The following is a 17,903-nucleotide window of genomic DNA, read 5'->3' as shown; positions in this document are numbered from 1 at the left end:
TTACCTTCCGCCAGTTCTCATTGGGATTCTGAAAGTGAAAGTGGTCTTTCCGTCACTGCTTTCAGCGTCTATGGTTCCCTTGTGTCTATTTACGATTATTTCGTATGAGGTGCTAAGCCCCAGCCCTGTTCCGCTGTTTTCGGGCTTGGTGGTGTAGAACGCACTGAATATCCTGTCCAGATCCTCTTCGCTTATGCCGCCTCCGTCGTCGGTCACTGAACAGCAGGCCATGTTTCCGAATTTGAAACTGCGGATGGCAATGGTTCCGTAGTCGTCCCTCTCCTGTGCTTTAATGGCCTGAACAGAGTTCAGGATGAGGTTGAGGAGCACCTGATTTATCTCGCCGGAGCAGAATTCGAAATCGGGGATATCCTCCAGTTCCTTTGTCACCTTGGCCACAAACCTGAACTGACTGCGGCAGATGTCCACTGTGGATTCTATACTGTCGTTCAGGCTGGCAGGTTCCATTCGGCCGGTGTCGTTTCTGGCGAATGCCAGCAGACCCTCTACAATGTGGGATATACGCCTGAAACCGTCCGAGGATTCCTTGAATATGTCTTCGGTGTCCTGCAGAAGATAATCCACCCTGTGCAGGTGTTTCAGCTCTTCATATTCAGGAAGCCTGTCGGCGGGGATCAGCCCCTTCGCCTGCATCAGAAAGGCAAGAAAAAGGTTCCTGTAGTTCTTCAGGACGTCAAAGTTGCCGGAGATGAAACCGAGAGGGTTGTTCAGCTCGTGCGCCACACCGGAGGAGAGCTGTCCCAGTGAGGCCAGTTTCTCCTGCCTTATCAGAGCCGCCTGAGTCACCCTCAGTTTTTCCAGAGTCTCTGTGTCCGTGTCCGCCAGCGACATTTCCAGTCTGCGCAGACGGCTGTTTGCCAGTCTGACCTCCGTTTCCAGTTCAATGATCCTGAAAAATGGTATAAGACTTTCTGCCATCTCAGGAAAATATGAGATATGTATGCGGCCTGCCTCCCCCGCTGAGATGATATGGTTTCCGGCAGAGGGCATATTGCCGCCGTGGGTGTCCGGTCTGAATTTCGCATTAAGTCCGCATATCTCCTGTTCCAGAACTTCCGCCGCATACTGAACGTATTCCGCCGGATCTTTTATATCTGATTTGAGCATTTCGGCTATTTCGTTAAAACTGAACATCCTTCTCCTCCACTGATCCGCTTTTTAAAGGAAGCGTGATAGTAAATTTTGCTCCGCCGTCGTTTTCGGCATAGAGCATGCCTTTGTGTTTGTTGACAATGATATCGTATGAAATGCTTAAGCCCAGTCCGGTTCCCTTTCCGGGCGCTTTTGTTGTGAAGAACGGGTCAAATACCTTCCCCAGATATTCCGCAGGGATGCCTTTGCCTGAATCTCTGATAGTGCAGACCACAAATCCCAGATCCAGCCTTGTGGCTATGTCTATGGTTCCCTTTTTTTCTCCGGAATCCTCAATGGCGTGAGCCGCATTGACTATAAGGTTAAGAAGCACCTGATTTATCTCGCCGCCGTTGCAGAGTATATCCGGTAGGTCACGCAGGTCGAGATTGACATCTGCAACGTACTTTATCTCGTTCTTTGCCACTGTGACCGTGCTTCTGATACCCTCGTTCAGGTTATAGGGAGCCAGTTTCTCCTCTATGTCTATTCTGGAGAAGTCCCTGAGGCTGTTTATTATCCCTGAAACTCTGGCGAATCCGTGCTCGCATTCTTTAAAGATGTCCTGAGTGTCGGACATTATGAAATTCACTCTGCTGTTGCTTCTGCTCTTTTCCATTTCGTCAAAAAGGCTCTGTATATCGTTTCCGCACTTTCTGCCGCACCTTTTTTCCATTTCGGCTATGCTGTTTTCCAGTTCCTTAACATATGAGAAGGTCTGGTCGTAATACCTTTTCATCACATCGAAATTGCTGGAGATGAAACCCACGGGGTTGTTCAGCTCGTGGGCGACTCCGGCGGCCAGCTGACCTATGGATGCCAGCTTCTCCTGCTGAACCATTCTGGCCTGAGTGAGCCTGAGCGTGTTGTTCAGCTGTTCGGATTCGGCATATGCGTTTTTAAGTTTCTGGTGGGAATCGAACAGTTCCTTTGTGCGCAGACAGACGATATCCTCCAGATTCTCCTTATGCATTTTCAGCTCTTCTTTGAGTTCGTATATCTGCGTGATGTCATACCAGATGTCTATGAACTCGATAACCTCGCCGTCTGTATCGGTTATGGGGTTTATGGTGGCGTTTACATAAAACTTTTTGCCGTCCTTCGCCCTTTTCTCTATGACCTCCCGCCATATGAAACGGTTGAGGATCGTTTCCCAGTAGTTGATGAGGGTGTCTTCATCGGTATCGTAGTTTCTTATCATGCCGACGGGAGCGCCGATTATCTCGTTTTTGGTGTATCCGGTTATCTCGTAGAATTTCTTGTTCGCATAGGTTATTTTGCCCTCCAGAGAAGATCTTATGACTATGACGCTTTCGTCGATGGCTTTCAGATATTCGGAGAGGTTTTTGTTGGTCTTTTCCAGTTCCAGTCTGTTTGAGAGTATTTCAGAGCTCATTGCGTTTATGGTATCTGCAAACCTTCCCAGCTCGTCCTTGCGGAGCACTTCCAGATGAACGTCGTAGTTGCCGGTGGTTATGCTGTTGATGGCATTCTGCTGTTTTTTCAGCGGGCTCAGAACCATGCGGGAGATAAGGAACAGGAAGCAGATCGTTACCAGAACGGAGACAAACGCATACTGGGTTACAAAAAAGTCGCTGTATTCCCTGTATATCTGGTCGGCATAGTATTTATCCACTTTCAGATATATCACGGCCTGAATGCTGCTCTGGGAAAGGTTGTCAAATATCTGGCCGGAAACGGGCACTGCGGCTTCGAAGGTGTTGTCCGAGTGCATTTTGCGGCGTATGAGAGCGTGTTTTTCAAAAACGGCCTTAACCAGTTCTGATTTCCATGGTTTGCCGATTTCCGCAGGACTGCTGCTGGCGATTATCCTGCCGTTTGCGCCGCAGACGTTCATATAGCTTATGAACCTGTTGGATGCGGCGTTTTCAATTAACCTCTGCAAGCCTTTAATATCCTGCGAATTGATAAGGGATGCCGCCGACCAGTCGAGACTGGTGAGGGTCATAGAGGTCACTTCGGATATCTGCTCTGCCGTTTTTTCCTCCATCCTCTTGTTGAAGATTATGGAGGAGAAGAACCCTGAAATGACCATGATGGTAATGATGTACAGCGGCAGAGTTATGAACAGCGAATTTTTTCTTTTTATCCTGCTCTGGTCAAAATGTTTCATGGCAGAAATTCCGTTGTGTATATGTTTTCAAATTCTTCCGGTTTTTTGTTCAGAAAAGCGGACACCTCGGCGATAACTCTTTTAAACTGCTGTGAATCGGCGATTTCTCTGTTCTCTTCCGCTGTGTGGAAGCGGAAGCTCTCATAAAACCCTTTGAAATCTTCCGTGGGCATGCCTTCGTTGGCGGCCATTATCTTATAGGCTTCGTCCGGATTCATTTTTATGAAATTCTGAGCCTTATACCATGCAGAAATGATTATTTTCAGGTCTTCCGGTCTGTTTTGTATCAGCTTTTCAGATGCCAGCAGGGTGTCTGTCATATAGCCGGGCATATCGGCTGTTGTGGAGATTATACGTCCGTTTCCCTTTGCGGCCGCTTCCGAAAGAAAAGGCTCATAGGTGTACAGCGCATCCGCTTTGCCCGCTATGAAAAGCTCCATGCCCTCTGCGGCGGGAACGTTTATTATCGTAACGTCGCTGATGCTTATTCCGCTCTGCTTCAGCACCTTATAAAGCAGAAAATGCTCATCGGTGTTCATTTCCACAGCGATACGCTTATTTTTAAGATCATTTAACCGGGCAATTTCAGATTTTACAGCCAGTCCGTCCCCGCCTTCGATGGTGTCGGATGAGAGGATTATTTTCGCTTTTTCACCCTTGTCGCTGTAATGCATTGCGTTGAAATATGTTGAATGGGTTATATCGGTGTTGCCCATGTAGAGTGAGCGCATGTTGTCCGACCACACAGAGAAACGGATCAGCTCAACGGGTACGCTGCCGAAATAGCCGTTGGCTTTTGCAATATACCATATTTCACAGGGGGGCCAGTCGTTGACCCCAATGTGTATGGGCTGTTTCTTCTCCCTTGAACAGCCCGAAACAAATAGAATAATAATGCCGAAGAGCAGAATAATTGTGTATTTCATAAAGAGCCTCTGCCCTTTATTAATCAAAATCCGTGCCACTATCTGCGGCGGAGAATGTTCAGCCTCCTGTTGAACGCCTGCCTGCTTAAGCCTATGATATCTGCGGCTTCTTTCTGTTTTCCGCCCGTTTCTTCCATCGCCTCGGTTATCAGCCTGTCGGTGGTCTCCTGTAATGTGGGAAAATGCCCGAAAAGACTCTTCAATCCTGACTTGGAGCTGCTCTGACGGGGATTTTTATTCACTTTTCTGTTCAGAGTTTCGGGTATGCTGTATCCCAGCTTAAAATTGAGCAGTGCATCCTCGACCATGCTCTTGAGCTCACGTATGTTTCCGGGAAAGCTGTAATTGCTAAGTATATCAAGCAATTCCTTCGGCGGTTCCTCCGATGTCAGTCTCAGTTCCCTTGCTGTTTCCGCATAAAAATATCTCGCCAGAGCATCAATATCCTCTCTGCGTTCCCTCAGGGGCGGAAGCTCTATTTTGAATGTGCTCAGCCTGTAGTAAAGATCGTTGCGGAAACGCCCAGCCAGAAGCTCATCCACAGGCCTGTTAACCGCTGTAACTATCCTTGCCCTGCTTATTTTCGGCAGATCGCTGCCAAGGGGATAGTATTCTCCTGTTTGCAGAAGTCTCAGAAGTTTTATCTGGCTGGCCTCCGGCAGATCGGATATTTCATCCAGAAATATGGTTCCGTCGGCGGCAGTTTCAAGCAGTCCGCTGCGGCTTTTGTCCGCTCCTGTGAAAGCTCCTCTGACGTGTCCGAAAAGGGTGTCGGAGAACACGGCATCATCCACTCCGGAGACATCAAGGGTCACATACTGCCCCTTCCTCCCGCTGCATCTGTGCAGAGCCTCGGCCGCCAGTTCCTTCCCGGTTCCGGTTTCGCCTATTATCATTACAGGTTTGGAGGTAGGTGCTATGGCCTCTATGTATCTGAAATTCCTCATCATCTGCTCATCGTTGGTGATTATCCTGTGGAAATGCTCCGGATATTCCAACTCGTTTTTCAGCAGATGCCGTGTTACCAGATCAAGCTCCTCTTCGAGTGATTTCAGCAGGAAAAGGTTGTCCAGCGTGGCTTTCAGCCTGTTTATGTCGATAGGTTTCGTCAGGAAGTCATAGGCTCCCAGTTTGAGATATTCCACAGCTGTTTCGGCGCTGTTCTCCCCGGTTATTATAAGGACGGGCATTGAAGGCACGATGCTTTTTATTATCGAAAGGCATTCTCTGCCGTCTGGTTTCGGCATATGGATGTCCAGAAAAACAGCGTCGTACTGTTTCAGAACGCTCTCTTTAAGGAGGCTGCGTACACCTGAATCGGGTGTGACAGGGTTGAAATCCCCTATGGTTTTAAGAACCCTTGAAACGGATTTAAGGAAATATTCATCATCGTCAATAATCAGAATGTTCTTCATGGTTGTCTCCTGCTTAATTATGAGCACCATGATGCTCAAAATCAAGCAAAGTTAGCTGTTGCTCAGCGATGATCGCAAAACAATTAGTTCCTGCCGCAATAACGGCATTCAATCCCTCTTTACAATTTTAACAAAAGTTATGAAAAATCAGTCTTTCCTGTTTGATTCTGTTTAGCTCTTAATCGCTAAGTGATTAATATTGCTTTATTTAATTATGATTAGCTGTCGGATTTGGCGTATTCTGGCTGGTTTATTATAAATTAATCAAATACTGAATTAAAATCTTATGCATGTAAGTTTTCAATCATGAAATTAATTTGCTAATATTATGGATATTTATTTTCAGAAATATCATTATTGAGATTTTTGATGATTAATTATTAGTTGTATTATGTTTTCATGGGTTTAACATGAACTGATTATTAACCATATTGGTTAATCAAGTGTAAAAAAATAATCAATCTATGTTTGATAATTTTTCTTTATCTTTTGGTTCCTGCTTGATTCTTTTGAAAATTTCCTCTTGAATTAAGGGTTATGAGATGATATTAAACATCAAACAATGTATTATAAAAACGCATAATAAGAAAGCGTGTGTTTTGTGTGGGTGGTTTTTAAAATTTAACTTACGTTTTTTGTTTTGTAGTTAATAAGGAAAAGGAGGCAGTGGGTCGGATATTTAAAGTGGGAGTGACCCGCCCGTCATCAACAAATTATTTGTGAGGTGTTATTTTATGGAACAATCGCAAGAGCTTTACTGGAAAAAGGTTCTGGGACTTATCAGAAACGTCCTCATTGTATGGTTCCTCTGCTCATACGGAGCGGGGATCATGTTTGCAGGTGCGCTGGACAACATCAAGCTCGGCGGCTATCCGCTGGGATTCTGGTTTGCACAGCAGGGTTCAATCTACATCTTTGTCGCCCTTATCTTCATTTATGCAAAAATGATGGGGAAAATAGACAAAGACTTTGACGTTGCGGAAGATTAAGGAGGGAACCTATGAGTCTGCAAGCTATGACTTATCTTGTTGTCGGTCTGACATTTGCACTTTATCTGGGAATAGCGTTCTGGACCCGTGCGGGCAGTACAAAGGAATTTTATGTTGCCGGCGGCGGGGTTCACCCTGTTCTGAACGGTATGGCGACCGGAGCTGACTGGATGTCTGCTGCGTCGTTTATATCCATGGCGGGTATGATCGGATATATGGGATACGGCGGTGCGCTGTTTCTCATGGGATGGACAGGGGGCTACGTTCTTCTGGCCATGCTTCTTGCTCCTTATCTGCGTAAATTCGGCAAGTTCACCGTTCCGGATTTCTTCAAAGCACGCTACTATTCAAACTCAGCCACAGTAGTTGCCGTTGTATGTCTTCTGGTTGCTTCAACCACATACATCATCGGTCAGATGACCGGTGTCGGCGTTGCGTTTTCTCGTTTCCTCGGTGTTTCCAGTGAGATGGGTGTTATTATCGGTATGGCTATAGTGTTTGTTTATGCGGTTTTCGGCGGTATGAAAGGCATAACGTATACACAGGTTGCCCAGTACGTCGTACTCATCCTTGCGTATACAATCCCCGCAATATTCATATCCCTTCAGCTTACGGGAAATCCCATTCCTCAGCTTGGTCTGGGCGGTCAGTATACCGGATCAGACATGGCTCTGCTTGCGAAACTTGACCATATCGTAACAGACCTCGGTTTCGGAAAATACACCACATCCGTTCCCGGCGACAAACTGAACATGTTCGTTTACACGGTTTCACTTATGATAGGAACGGCGGGTCTGCCCCACGTTATCATCCGTTTCTTCACCGTTCCGAAAGTTAAAGATGCCCGCTCGTCTGCAGGCTGGGCGTTGGTGTTCATCGCAATTCTGTACACCACAGCTCCTTCAGTTGCGGCTATGGCTCGTCTTAACCTTCATGCAACAATCAACACAGCGGTTCAGTCCGGCGGCGATGTTTTCGCTCCCGATGCCAGCATCCAGTACGATGCACGCCCCGACTGGATGAAGCGCTGGGAAGTTACAGGACTGCTTAAATTCGAAGACAAGAACGGCGACGGACGTATCCAGTATTACAACGATACATCCAAGAACGCAGAGTTTCTTGCAAAAGCCGATGCGGCAGGCTGGAAAGGCAGCGAACTTACGGTCAACAACGACATTATGGTTCTTGCAAACCCCGAAATAGCAAACCTTCCCAACTGGGTAATCGCCCTTGTTGCGGCGGGCGGTCTTGCGGCGGCACTTTCAACAGCGGCCGGTCTGCTTCTGGCGATATCTTCCGCCATATCTCATGACCTGCTTAAAAACATGATGATGAAAGACCTCTCCGAAAAGGGAGAGCTTATGGCCGGACGAATCGCAATGGCATGCGCAATTGTTGTTGCAGGTTTCCTGGGAATGTATCCCCCCGACTTTGCGGCGGGCACAGTGGCCATAGCCTTCGGTCTGGCGGCATCGTCCATATTCCCCGCTCTTATGATGGGTATATTCAGCAAAACCATGAACAGACAGGGAGCAGTTGCGGGCATGATTGCCGGTCTGGTGTTCACAATGTTCTATGTGTTCGCTCACACGGGTATATTCTATATCCACGGAACAGAATACTGGCAGATATTCGGTAAGAAGGACTTCTTCTTCGGAATTTCTCCCAACGCAATCGGTGCTATCGGTGCGGTTGTTAACTTTGCTGTGGCTTTCGCAGTGAAAAACATGACAACTCCCGTTCCCTCCGACATAGCGGCCATGGTTGAAAACGTTCGTATCCCCAAAGGTGCGGGCGGCGCAATAGACCACTAAAATATATATGCCCCTGCGGAAACTTCTGTGGGGGCAAACTTAAAAGATTAACATCAAAGGGGTTTCATATGGTTCTGGATGCAAGTGTAGTTTTAACATGGATTCTCTTTCTGGCTCTGTTCCCGACGTGTTTCTACTGGAGCAGAAGAGCCTACAGGATTTTTATAAAAAAAGACTATTCCGAGGTTGCCCTAAAAAAGGGCGAACCGCCTGCCAACCCGAAGAAATGGGCGCCATTTGCAGGGCTGATAAACCTTGCGGCGGCAATCGGATGCGGCTGGGCGATAGTCGGTGTTCTGCTTCTGGGCTATCCGTATGAGGTATGGTCGGCTTTGGCAGGCAGCACAATATGGTCGAAGATATTTGCAGACTTCATCCTCCGTCAGCAGGCGCACCCGTTTGTTTTCGGAAAGAAGAAAAAAGAGGCGGTATCCGCCTGAAACCATGACTTTTCCACAACTCCTTTGATAAATCTGCAACAAAAAAAGTCCTCGTAAGGGGACTTTTTTTGTTAAACTTACATACTATACTGTCGGGGGTGACAGATGGCATTGATTTGCAGGCTTCATGAGTGTGCGCCGTTCGGGAGGATTCCCGCTGAGTCGGCACTGGAAATTGAAAATGCATCGGTAATGACCGAATATACCGCAGGCACTGTCATTTTTCATCAGAAGGACGAGCCTTCCGGTTTTTTATATTTCATCCGCAGCGGCAGGATCGACATTATGGTGGAGACACCGGAGGGTGTTGAAATGCTTGTGGACAGCCGCACCGCAGGCGGATATTTCGGCTGGACACCAGTTTTTACAAACGAAGGCTACACCGCAGGGGCGAGAGCGGCGGAGGATTCCTCCTGTCTGCTGATCCCTAAGGGACTGGTGCTGAAGAGTGCAGAGCAGTATCCAATAATCTCAAATTTCTTCAACAAAGCAATCTTTTCGCAGGTGCGCAAGCTGTATAAGGATATGGTTGAGCGCAACTCTATGAATCCGGCAGCCCAGATGGAGGCTTATCCTTTTCAGAAGCGTCTGAGCGAGATTATGTCAAAGCCTGTGATAACCGCTCCGGTGACATCTTCTGTGCGTGATATTGCCGTCCGGATGACCGAATCTGGTGTTGCCGCCGTTGTGCTCACAGACAGTTCAGGGAAAATGACAGGAATTGTTACCGAGAGGGATCTTGTGCGAAAGGTGATGTCATCAGGAGCCGATTCTGCCATTTGTGTCAGACAGGTTATGTCGCCGGATCCGTATTATATGACTCCGGACACGTTCATGTATGAGGCGGCTACCTTCATGCTGCGCCACAGCATAAGGCATTTGCCTGTGCTGGATGGCGAAAGCATCGTCGGTATGGTTTCCGTGCAGGATCTTATGCGATTTCGCAGCCAGAAATCCATGCTTCTGGTGGGCGGGGCTAACGAGGCGAAAAGTGTTGCCGAGCTTGCTGAAGTTTACAGGGAGATTGCGAAGATCGCCGGAGTTCTGCTCATCGAAAACCGCTCCCATGCGGAGACCATGGAGATACTCTCATATGTGCATCACAATGTGATTAGACGCTGTTTCGAGATAATCCGTCAGCAGATGCTGGACGAAGGCTACGTTCAGCCGGACATCCGCTATTGTTTCATGATAATGGGAAGCGGAGGCCGCAGAGAGATGCTTCTGGGACCTGATCAGGACAACGGATTTATCTATGAGGACTTCCCGCAGGAGCTTAACGAAGCTGTGGAAGCATTCTTTGTACCTTTTGCCGAGCGGCTTGTGCATGCTCTGGCGGAGGTGGGCTATCATCTCTGCAACGGTCAGGTGATGGTGAACAACCCCATGTGGCGTGGGCGGATCAGTGAATGGCGGGAGCGGGTGGCACGCTGGATAAAGGTTCCCGAACCGCAGAGGGTGCGCTATTCGTCCATATTTTTTGACTTTATGCCTATATGGGGCGATTCATCGCTTTGCGGGGAACTGCGTGAGACCGTCAGCAGGCTTATAAAAGAGAACCCGCTGTTTCTGTTTCAGATGATGGAACTGGACTATAAACATAAAGTGCCTCTGAACCTGCTGGACAGGTTCATAACCCACAAAAGCGGCGAGAACAAAGGTCTGCTCTCGCTTAAAGAAAACGGAAGCATATTCATAGTGGACTGTGTGCGGATGTATATGCTGGAGAAGGGAATATATGCCGTCAGCACTCTGGACAGACTGGACAGGCTGGAGGAACTGAAGGTTTTTAACAAGGCCACAGCCGACCACATTAAGGCGGCGTTTGAATCCTTCACCTATCTGCGGATCCAGAACGAGATACGCCTTATCGAAAAGGGTCTGCCGCCGGGGCATTTCCTGAATCCGGACGAACTGACGGATCAGGAGGCTGTTCTGCTGAAGGAGGCCTTTAAGGTGGCGGGAAAACTTCAGGATTCCGCAAAAAGGCATTTTTCAAAGATAATAGGCAGATAAACACAGTTGTAATGCCTCTGCCGCCCGTGTATCATTAGGCTGACAGGAGGCTTATATGGGCGTGTTTATTATTGCCGAAGCGGGCGTCAACCACAACGGATGCCTTGTAACTGCCCTTGAAATGGTGCATACGGCGAAAGAATGCGGAGCGGACGCAATCAAGTTTCAAACCTTCAATGCGGCGGAACTGGTCACGAAAAGCTCCGAAAAGGCCGAATATCAGAAAGCGGCCGCAGGAGAGTCGGAATCGCAGTATGACATGCTGATAAAGCTCTCGCTGGATGCTGAAGCCTTTGAAAATCTTAAGAAAAGGGCGGAGAAAATCGGCATAGAGTTCATGTCCACGCCTTTCGACCTGCCCAGCATCGACTGCCTCAGCGGGCTGAACATGCAGACCTATAAAATTCCATCAGGCGAGATCACCAACCTGCGCTATCTGCAGAAACTGGCATCGCTGAACAAAAAATATATCATTTCAACCGGAATGAGCGACCTGACCGAGGTCAGGGAAGCTCTGGAAGTCTTTTATAAAGCAGGAGTGCCGAAGGAGCACATAACCATCCTGCACGCAAACACTCAGTATCCGACACCGTTTGAGGATGTGAACCTGCTGGCCATGCCCGCTATGGGCGCAGAACTGGGGCTTTGCTACGGCTATTCCGACCACACGGCGGGCATAGAGGTTCCTGTGGCAGCGGCGGCTCTGGGTGCATCGGTCATTGAAAAGCATTTTACCCTCGACAGGAACATGGAAGGGCCCGACCATAAGGCATCCCTTGAACCGCAGGAGCTTGCGGCCATGGTCAGGGCTGTAAGGAACATAGAGAAGGCACTTGGCTCAGCCGAGAAGAAACCCAGCCCCAGCGAATCCGGCAACAGGCCGGTGGCCAGAAAATCTCTGGTGGCGAGATATGCCATACGGAAAGGGGAGCTTTTCAGCGATGAGAACCTGACGGCAAAACGGCCGGGAACCGGAATATCCCCCATGCGGATAGACGAGTTAATAGGCAGACCGGCTGAAAGGGATTATCAGGAGGATGAGCTGATATGAGAAGGATTTGCGCCGTGACAGGCGGCAGAGCCGACTATTACCTCATGCGGAACCTTCTGAAAGGCATAGAGGCGGCGGCGGAGCTTGAGCTTTCTGTAATTGCCACCGGATCACACCTTTCCCCTGCTCACGGAATGACTGTGGATGCCGTTGAAGAGGATTTTCCCGACGTGCACAGAATCGACCTTCAACTGGGCGGCGATTCTCCGTCCGATATAACCAAAACCACGGGCAGGGCTATGATAGCCTTTGCCGACGCTCTTGAGACAATCAAATCCGATATCCTTCTGGTACTCGGGGACAGATATGAAATATTCGCCGCTGTTACGGCGGCTTTGATCGCAGGAATACCCGTTGCCCACCTTCACGGAGGAGAGACCACCGAGGGTGCCGCAGACGAGGCGTTCAGGCATAGCATAACCAAGATGAGTCACCTCCATTTTACGGCCGCAGAGGACTACCGCAGGCGGGTGATCCAGCTTGGTGAAGACCCTGCAAGAGTTTTTAACGTCGGCGGGATGGGTGCGGCGGCAATCAGCCGGATGAAGCTGATGGAGAGAGAGGAACTTGAAAAAAGCCTCGGTTTCGGCTTGGGGGATAAATATATCGTTGTGACCTTCCATCCGGTGACACTGGACAGCACTCCGGAGGAGGAACAGCTCGGCCAGCTGCTCAGGGCTCTGGACAGATTTGACGGAAAGATCATCTTCACAGGAGCGAACGCAGATGCGGGCGGAACTGTTATCAACCGGATGCTTGCGGAATATGTCGCAAACAGCGGGGGCAGGGCGGCGGCCTTCGACTCGCTGGGGATGCAAAGGTATCTATCGGCTGTGAGACACGCATATGCGGTTGTCGGCAACAGTTCCAGCGGCCTTGCGGAAGCTCCGAGCCTTAAGACGCCCACGATAAACATAGGCTGCCGGCAGGCGGGCAGGCTGAGAGCGCAGAGCGTTATCGACTGCGAACCCGCCGCAGAAAGTATTCTGGCGGCTTTTAAAAAAATTGACACGCCTGAGTTTCAGAAAATTCTGACCGAAACGGTGAACCCATACGGAGAAGGGGACAACACGGCGAAGATTGTGGAAATTCTGGCAAACTTTCCGCTTAAGGATATTATTATAAAGAAATTCCATGATATCGGAGGGCTGAAATGAAATTTTTAACGGTTCTGTTTACAGTGTTTCTGATGGCCTCTGCGGCTTTCGCAGGGCAAAACGTGGTCTATAAATCCGGTGACGGCGAATATGAAAGCTATTATGCCCCTGTTTCGGCGTCTGCTCCGCTGGTCTTTATGATTCAGGACTGGGACGGCATCACCGATTATGAGATAAAACGTGCTGAAATGCTCAATAAACTCGGATATTCCGTGTTTGCCATCGATATGTTCGGCAAAGGCATACGTCCGGCCGCCGTTGAGGACAGAAAACGGCTCACGGGAGAGCTCTACGCCGACAGGGCGAAGATGCGCAGACTTCTCGACGCAGGATATGCAAAGGCTAAGGAGCTTGGCGCTAACGTCAGCAATGCGGTCATGATGGGCTATTGTTTCGGCGGCGCAGTTGCACTGGAATACGCCAGAGCGGGCGCACCCCTCAAGGCCTTCATACCGTTTCACGGCGGACTTGCCACCCCCGCAGGACAGGATTTTGCGAAGACAAAAGGTGAGATAGTAGTTTTCCATGGAACTGCCGATGCATCTGTCAGTATGAAAGAGTTTGCAGGACTGGCCGAAGAGCTTGAAAAAGCGGGGATCCGCCACGAGATGCACACCTACAGCGGCGCACCCCATGCGTTCACGGTTTTCGGTTCACCCGCCTATCGTGCGGATGCCGACCGGAAATCATGGCTCAGATTCACTGAATATCTGGGAGAGATATTTAAAAAATAGATTATGAGGGCAGTCTTCGGGCTGCCCTTTTTTTCATGACATCCTGTTCAGATTATCAACATATTTCAAAACATCATCAGGCACTTTGATGTTGTCAGGGTTTATAAGCCCGACAATCTTCTGCCTGTCTATTGCGCTTTTTGAAAGATCGACAACTTTGATCGGCTGGTAACTGCCGCTTTTGTTTCTGAAAACTATTACGACGGGGTCAGTGGGCCTGCCCTGATTTATTTTGCCGACCATGGCAAGCTCCTGCGAAGCCATCATCACGATTGAACCGACTGGGTAAATTCCTATGTTCTTTATGAAAAACTCGAATACGGATTTGTTTATGTGCTTGTCTGTCCACTGGAACATCATTTTCAATGCTTCGGTGGCCATCATCCCTTTGCGGTATACTCTGTCGCTGGTGATTGCGTCATAAATGTCGACCACTGCGCCTATTTTCCCGTGGATGCTGATTTCGCTGTCCTTAAGACCGAAAGGATATCCCGAACCGTCGTGTCTTTCGTGGTGTTCCCGCACCAGACAGAGATATTCCTTCTGGGTTCCGTCGGCCTTCAGAAACTCATAGCCCTTTTCAACGTGGGATTTCATTATTTCATATTCTTTTTCAGAGAGCCGATCTGGCTTGTTCAGAATTTCATCCGGAACCAGCATCTTGCCTATGTCGTGCATCAGCCCTGCATTGGCGGCAATGTTGATATCCTTTTTGTTCAGCCCCAGATGAGCCGCAAGGCTGGCGGCAAAGATGCTCACGTTCATAGAGTGGCGGAACGTATAGTCATCGTGCTTTTTCAGCTTTGTTATGCTGGCCAGAACGCCCTTGTGCTTAATGGTCATTTCGGTGATGTTCTCTGCAACATGCTTAACAGCGCCAACGTTGAACATCTTTCCGCTTTTAACATCCCCCAGAACGTTTCCGATTATCTTCACTGATTCAGTGTAAACCTCGGAACCGAGGTTGAAATCTTTGAGGTTTATCTGATTTTTAGGAGCTTCCTGCTTAATGATGCTGATTATTTCATCAGATTTTCCGCTGACCAGCTCGTTTATCTGTTCAATTTCCTTGTTTCTGGGTTTGATATAGACAAACTGTACGCCGTTCTTTCTGAAACGATCGATTATGGATTTGTCTGTGACTGTGACCCTGTGCGACAAAAAGTCCGTCGACAGCCAACCCCTGTCAAATTTAAGGACTTCGTCTCCAATATGCAACTCATCAATAGCAGTTTTTACCATACACATCCTGCTGAATAATAGTCCACGGGCTTCGGTTAAAATATAATGATACTGTGTGTGTTTGGATGAGCTCTTCGCAGTATTTGCAGATACTTTCAGAAGAGAAATCCGTCGATTGTTAGCTCTCTAAGTAACATGTTTTCGTGCTTGTGTAAATGTGAATTTGTATGTGAGTATTGCTATAATATACTGATAAATAAGTATATGATTGTTGATCCTGTTATCATGAGCGTATGCCGTAGTTTGTAAAAATTTTCCTGAGAGGGTCGGCACTATTAGCTTTTAGTGAAGAAAACTGTTATTTAATTTGCAGGCAAACTATTATCAATTCCTTGGATTTTGATTGAAAATTTTCTGGTTATAAATTTAATCATGTAAAGTATTCACTTGTCGTTTGCAAGGCAAAGATACTGATATTGAACCCTCCTTTGTCAAAACATTTGCACTATTTTATGCAACTGTTTCTGCACCGGGCTAGCCGGAAAGGAGGGTTGGGGTGGGTTTTCATTGATATTAAATGTAAATCCACCTTGGTCCACCTTAGTATGGACCCCGCTTTTTGAGCGGGGAATTTCAGTTATATATTAAATTCTTTGATCAGTGAATTCAGGTCTTCGGACTGCTTCTGAAGGTCGTTCACTGTGTGCCCTATTTCAATCACTGCTGCGTTACTCTCTTCTATACCGGAAACAAGCACCTGAAAACTGTCGTTTATATTCTGTATCGCTTCCACCTGTTCTTTCACTGCTACCTCAATGTTATTGTTGGTACGGTTAAGTTCATGAATAGTATCCGTTATTTCGTTAAACGATCTGCCGGCTTCGTTGGCTGCCGTGAATACCTGCGTGACTGTGTGTGCAGCCCGTTCCATGTCCTCTGATGCATATCTGGTGTCTTTTACAAGTGTGTTGATTATGTCGCTGATGTTTTTTATAGCCTGCTGAGTTTTTTCCGCAAGTTTCCTTACCTCGTCCGCCACAACAGCGAATCCTCTGCCTGCCTCTCCGGCTCTGGCGGCTTCGATGGCGGCGTTAAGTGCGAGCAGGTTTGTCTGGTCGGCAATATCGTTGATCACAACCAGAATATTGCCTATCTCTTCAGATGAGCCTGAAAGTTCTCTGATGGTTGCGGAGAGCTTTTTAGTGTCCTGTTCGATATTGTTTATATTCATCAGGAGTGTATCCAGTTTCTTCCTTCCGGTTTCGGTGGATGTCAGTGTGCGGATATTCATTGTCGCCGATTGTTCGATGTTGTCTATTACCAGTTTTGACGAAGCTGTCATCTCCTCCATTGCTCCTGCGGATGCCGTCATCTGTTCCGACTGGGAAGTGAATGTGGATGAAAGCTCCTCTGTTGCCGCTGAAAGCTGCGTGCTGCCGGAAGCTACGCTGTGGGAACTGGATTTGACGACTGTCATTGTGTTGTATACTTTTTGTTTGAATCTTTCCAACAGAATTGAAATGGTGCTTATCTCACATTTCTGCTCTGCTGTTTCGCTGCTTTCCAGATTGCCGAACTGGAGAAGGTCCTTTGTCGTTGCTGCAAGGCGGTTTATAAGCTCTATTATGTTTTTCAGGAGTGCAAGTATTATCACTGTGAGTATGACTACGACTATGGATATAATAGTAGTATTCAGAATTCGGTTGATCTTTTCTTTTGCAGTGATCTCTTCAGAAAAATGATCTATTGCAGTGTTAACATTCTGCTCCAGATTATGTGCGGCTGAGCGCATTTTTCCCTGTTCTCCGTCGGTGGACTGAAGCCCGAACTCTTTTTCTTTTTCCACCAGTTTCAGGAAATTATTGCGGTATTCATTTGATAACCCAATCATTTGATCAGCTGTAGCTTTGTCGGCTACATTTGATTTTACAGATGAAATGAGTTTATTAAAATCCTGTTCAAATGAATCCTTATATTTCATGTTGCGTCTGAGCATGAAATCCTTCTCATGTCTCCTCAACATAAGCATATCTCTGGTGACTGCCGTCAGTCCGAGCTTATTTGAGAAGTCCTCCACCTCATGCACTTTTTGGCGCAGATTTCCGTAATACCCCTCTTTTTCATTGAGACCTATCTGTTTCTTGAGTTCCACAAGGCTTATGAACTGCGTTTCATACTCTTTAAGATTGTCTATAATTCCACTGAGTGCCTTATTTTCAGGGTAGTGGATCACAAGCTGATCAAGATTTTCATCCAGTATATCTATGTGAGTTTTGAATTCTTCCGCATATTTTGTGTCGTTACGCATCATAAAATCTTTTTCACTTTTGCGAAGCTGAAGCATTTCAGCTTTGATATTCAATGTCAGTTCCTTGTCCTGAAAGAGATTTGTGAGTTTTGTAGAGCTTATAACCGAACTAATAATGATGAGACTCAGACCGACGAATACCGTCGCACCTAAAAGTACAATTTTTTTCTTTAATGACATATCAATTTTCATACAGCTACTCCTTGTGTATGTTTTATATGGAGTTCTGAAAGCAATAATAAATATAATAATCTTTCTGAAATTATACATCTAAAATTGTGTAAATTTGTAAAATGTGATTCTTGATGTATTTAACTTAGAGATTTGACCGTAAAATAAAGAATATAAAAGTACATGTTGATGATTTTATCTCGCTGTCGTGAGCGACAAAAGATGCAAAATGGCAGAAAATCGTCAGGTAGCTCTGGTTGAGAGGTTGCATTTTATCCTAGAGGGTTGCAAAATACCCTATAAAAAGTTGCAATTTGCGTTTGAGCTTGTAGCTTCGATTCCGTCGAGCCAGATCATTTAACAAAAAAAGGCAGTCCGAAGACTGCCTGTATTTAAAACTCAGGGACGGAATCC

General features: G+C 47.3%; 13 protein-coding genes. 7 read left to right on the top strand and 6 right to left on the bottom strand.

The features are described 5' to 3' along the window. The 4 genes from C8D98_RS10465 to C8D98_RS10450 are packed head-to-tail and all read right to left on the bottom strand — an operon-like array spanning position 1 to position 5,627. Complete coding sequence (locus C8D98_RS10465) at positions 1–1,155, bottom strand: sensor histidine kinase (protein WP_132874097.1); 1,155 nt, start codon at positions 1,153–1,155, stop codon at positions 1–3. Next, positions 1,142–3,286 carry an ATP-binding protein gene (locus tag C8D98_RS10460; RefSeq protein WP_132874096.1) on the bottom strand — a complete coding sequence of 715 codons (2,145 nt, stop codon included), beginning with the start codon at positions 3,284–3,286 and terminating at the stop codon, positions 1,142–1,144. The genes C8D98_RS10465 and C8D98_RS10460 overlap by 14 nt, the downstream gene beginning before the upstream one ends. Continuing rightward, positions 3,283–4,212, bottom strand: coding sequence for an ABC transporter substrate-binding protein (locus tag C8D98_RS10455; protein ID WP_132874095.1), 930 nt, complete (start codon positions 4,210–4,212; stop codon positions 3,283–3,285). The genes C8D98_RS10460 and C8D98_RS10455 overlap by 4 nt, the downstream gene beginning before the upstream one ends. 38 nt (positions 4,213–4,250) lie before the next feature. After that, complete coding sequence (locus C8D98_RS10450) at positions 4,251–5,627, bottom strand: sigma-54-dependent transcriptional regulator (RefSeq protein ID WP_165871286.1); 1,377 nt, start codon at positions 5,625–5,627, stop codon at positions 4,251–4,253. A 734-nt stretch (positions 5,628–6,361) separates the two neighbouring features. On the opposite strand from C8D98_RS10450, the gene C8D98_RS10445 reads away from it, so the two are divergent. From C8D98_RS10445 to C8D98_RS10415, 7 genes are all read left to right on the top strand, one after another. Then, positions 6,362–6,616, top strand: a complete 255-nt coding sequence (locus C8D98_RS10445) for a DUF4212 domain-containing protein (protein ID WP_132874093.1) — start codon at positions 6,362–6,364, stop codon at positions 6,614–6,616. A gap of 11 nt (positions 6,617–6,627) precedes the next feature. Next, positions 6,628–8,430, top strand: a complete 1,803-nt coding sequence (locus C8D98_RS10440; RefSeq protein WP_132874092.1) for a sodium:solute symporter family protein — start codon at positions 6,628–6,630, stop codon at positions 8,428–8,430. A 68-nt stretch (positions 8,431–8,498) separates the two neighbouring features. Further along, positions 8,499–8,870 (top strand): hypothetical protein, encoded by a 372-nt coding sequence (locus C8D98_RS10435; RefSeq protein ID WP_132874091.1) that lies wholly within the window; start codon positions 8,499–8,501, stop codon positions 8,868–8,870. 105 nt (positions 8,871–8,975) lie between these two features. Continuing rightward, positions 8,976–10,886 carry a DUF294 nucleotidyltransferase-like domain-containing protein gene (locus C8D98_RS10430; protein ID WP_132874090.1) on the top strand — a complete coding sequence of 637 codons (1,911 nt, stop codon included), beginning with the start codon at positions 8,976–8,978 and terminating at the stop codon, positions 10,884–10,886. A gap of 55 nt (positions 10,887–10,941) precedes the next feature. Continuing rightward, positions 10,942–11,937 carry an N-acetylneuraminate synthase gene (neuB, locus tag C8D98_RS10425; RefSeq protein ID WP_132874089.1) on the top strand — a complete coding sequence of 332 codons (996 nt, stop codon included), beginning with the start codon at positions 10,942–10,944 and terminating at the stop codon, positions 11,935–11,937. After that, positions 11,934–13,094: a UDP-N-acetylglucosamine 2-epimerase gene (gene neuC / locus C8D98_RS10420; protein WP_132874088.1), complete on the top strand. Its 1,161-nt coding sequence runs from the start codon at positions 11,934–11,936 to the stop codon at positions 13,092–13,094. The genes neuB and neuC overlap by 4 nt, the downstream gene beginning before the upstream one ends. Beyond that, the gene (locus tag C8D98_RS10415) at positions 13,091–13,828 is read left to right on the top strand and encodes a dienelactone hydrolase family protein (protein ID WP_132874087.1); all 738 of its coding nucleotides are present in this window, start codon (positions 13,091–13,093) and stop codon (positions 13,826–13,828) included. Before neuC ends, C8D98_RS10415 begins: the two co-directional genes overlap by 4 nt. Positions 13,829–13,861: 33 nt before the next feature. Here the strand turns inward: C8D98_RS10415 and C8D98_RS10410 are convergent, their stop codons facing one another. Beyond that, positions 13,862–15,070 carry a cyclic di-GMP phosphodiesterase gene (locus C8D98_RS10410; RefSeq protein ID WP_243640959.1) on the bottom strand — a complete coding sequence of 403 codons (1,209 nt, stop codon included), beginning with the start codon at positions 15,068–15,070 and terminating at the stop codon, positions 13,862–13,864. A 577-nt stretch (positions 15,071–15,647) separates the two neighbouring features. After that, positions 15,648–17,510 carry a methyl-accepting chemotaxis protein gene (locus C8D98_RS10405; protein ID WP_165871285.1) on the bottom strand — a complete coding sequence of 621 codons (1,863 nt, stop codon included), beginning with the start codon at positions 17,508–17,510 and terminating at the stop codon, positions 15,648–15,650. Positions 17,511–17,903 lie beyond the last annotated feature (393 nt).

Source organism: Seleniivibrio woodruffii (assembly GCF_004339245.1).
GTDB classification, from domain to species: Bacteria; Chrysiogenota; Deferribacteres; order Deferribacterales; family Geovibrionaceae; genus Seleniivibrio; species Seleniivibrio woodruffii.
The sequence above is the reverse complement of the archived record's forward strand: the minus strand, read 5'-3'. Positions and strand labels throughout refer to the sequence as shown.

Bases quoted from the DNA above. Each gene is read 5' to 3' on its own strand.
- C8D98_RS10405 (WP_165871285.1), bottom strand. From the start codon at position 17,510: ATGAAAATTGATATGTCATTAAAGAAAAAAATTGTACTTTTAGGTGCG.
- C8D98_RS10435 (WP_132874091.1), top strand. From the start codon at position 8,499: ATGGTTCTGGATGCAAGTGTAGTTTTAACATGGATTCTCTTTCTGGCT.
- neuB (WP_132874089.1), top strand. From the start codon at position 10,942: ATGGGCGTGTTTATTATTGCCGAAGCGGGCGTCAACCACAACGGATGC.
- C8D98_RS10415 (WP_132874087.1), top strand. From the start codon at position 13,091: ATGAAATTTTTAACGGTTCTGTTTACAGTGTTTCTGATGGCCTCTGCG.
- C8D98_RS10440 (WP_132874092.1), top strand. From the start codon at position 6,628: ATGAGTCTGCAAGCTATGACTTATCTTGTTGTCGGTCTGACATTTGCA.
- C8D98_RS10460 (WP_132874096.1), bottom strand. From the start codon at position 3,286: ATGAAACATTTTGACCAGAGCAGGATAAAAAGAAAAAATTCGCTGTTC.
- C8D98_RS10450 (WP_165871286.1), bottom strand. From the start codon at position 5,627: ATGAAGAACATTCTGATTATTGACGATGATGAATATTTCCTTAAATCC.
- C8D98_RS10430 (WP_132874090.1), top strand. From the start codon at position 8,976: ATGGCATTGATTTGCAGGCTTCATGAGTGTGCGCCGTTCGGGAGGATT.
- C8D98_RS10445 (WP_132874093.1), top strand. From the start codon at position 6,362: ATGGAACAATCGCAAGAGCTTTACTGGAAAAAGGTTCTGGGACTTATC.
- C8D98_RS10465 (WP_132874097.1), bottom strand. From the start codon at position 1,155: ATGTTCAGTTTTAACGAAATAGCCGAAATGCTCAAATCAGATATAAAA.
- neuC (WP_132874088.1), top strand. From the start codon at position 11,934: ATGAGAAGGATTTGCGCCGTGACAGGCGGCAGAGCCGACTATTACCTC.
- C8D98_RS10410 (WP_243640959.1), bottom strand. From the start codon at position 15,070: ATGGTAAAAACTGCTATTGATGAGTTGCATATTGGAGACGAAGTCCTT.
- C8D98_RS10455 (WP_132874095.1), bottom strand. From the start codon at position 4,212: ATGAAATACACAATTATTCTGCTCTTCGGCATTATTATTCTATTTGTT.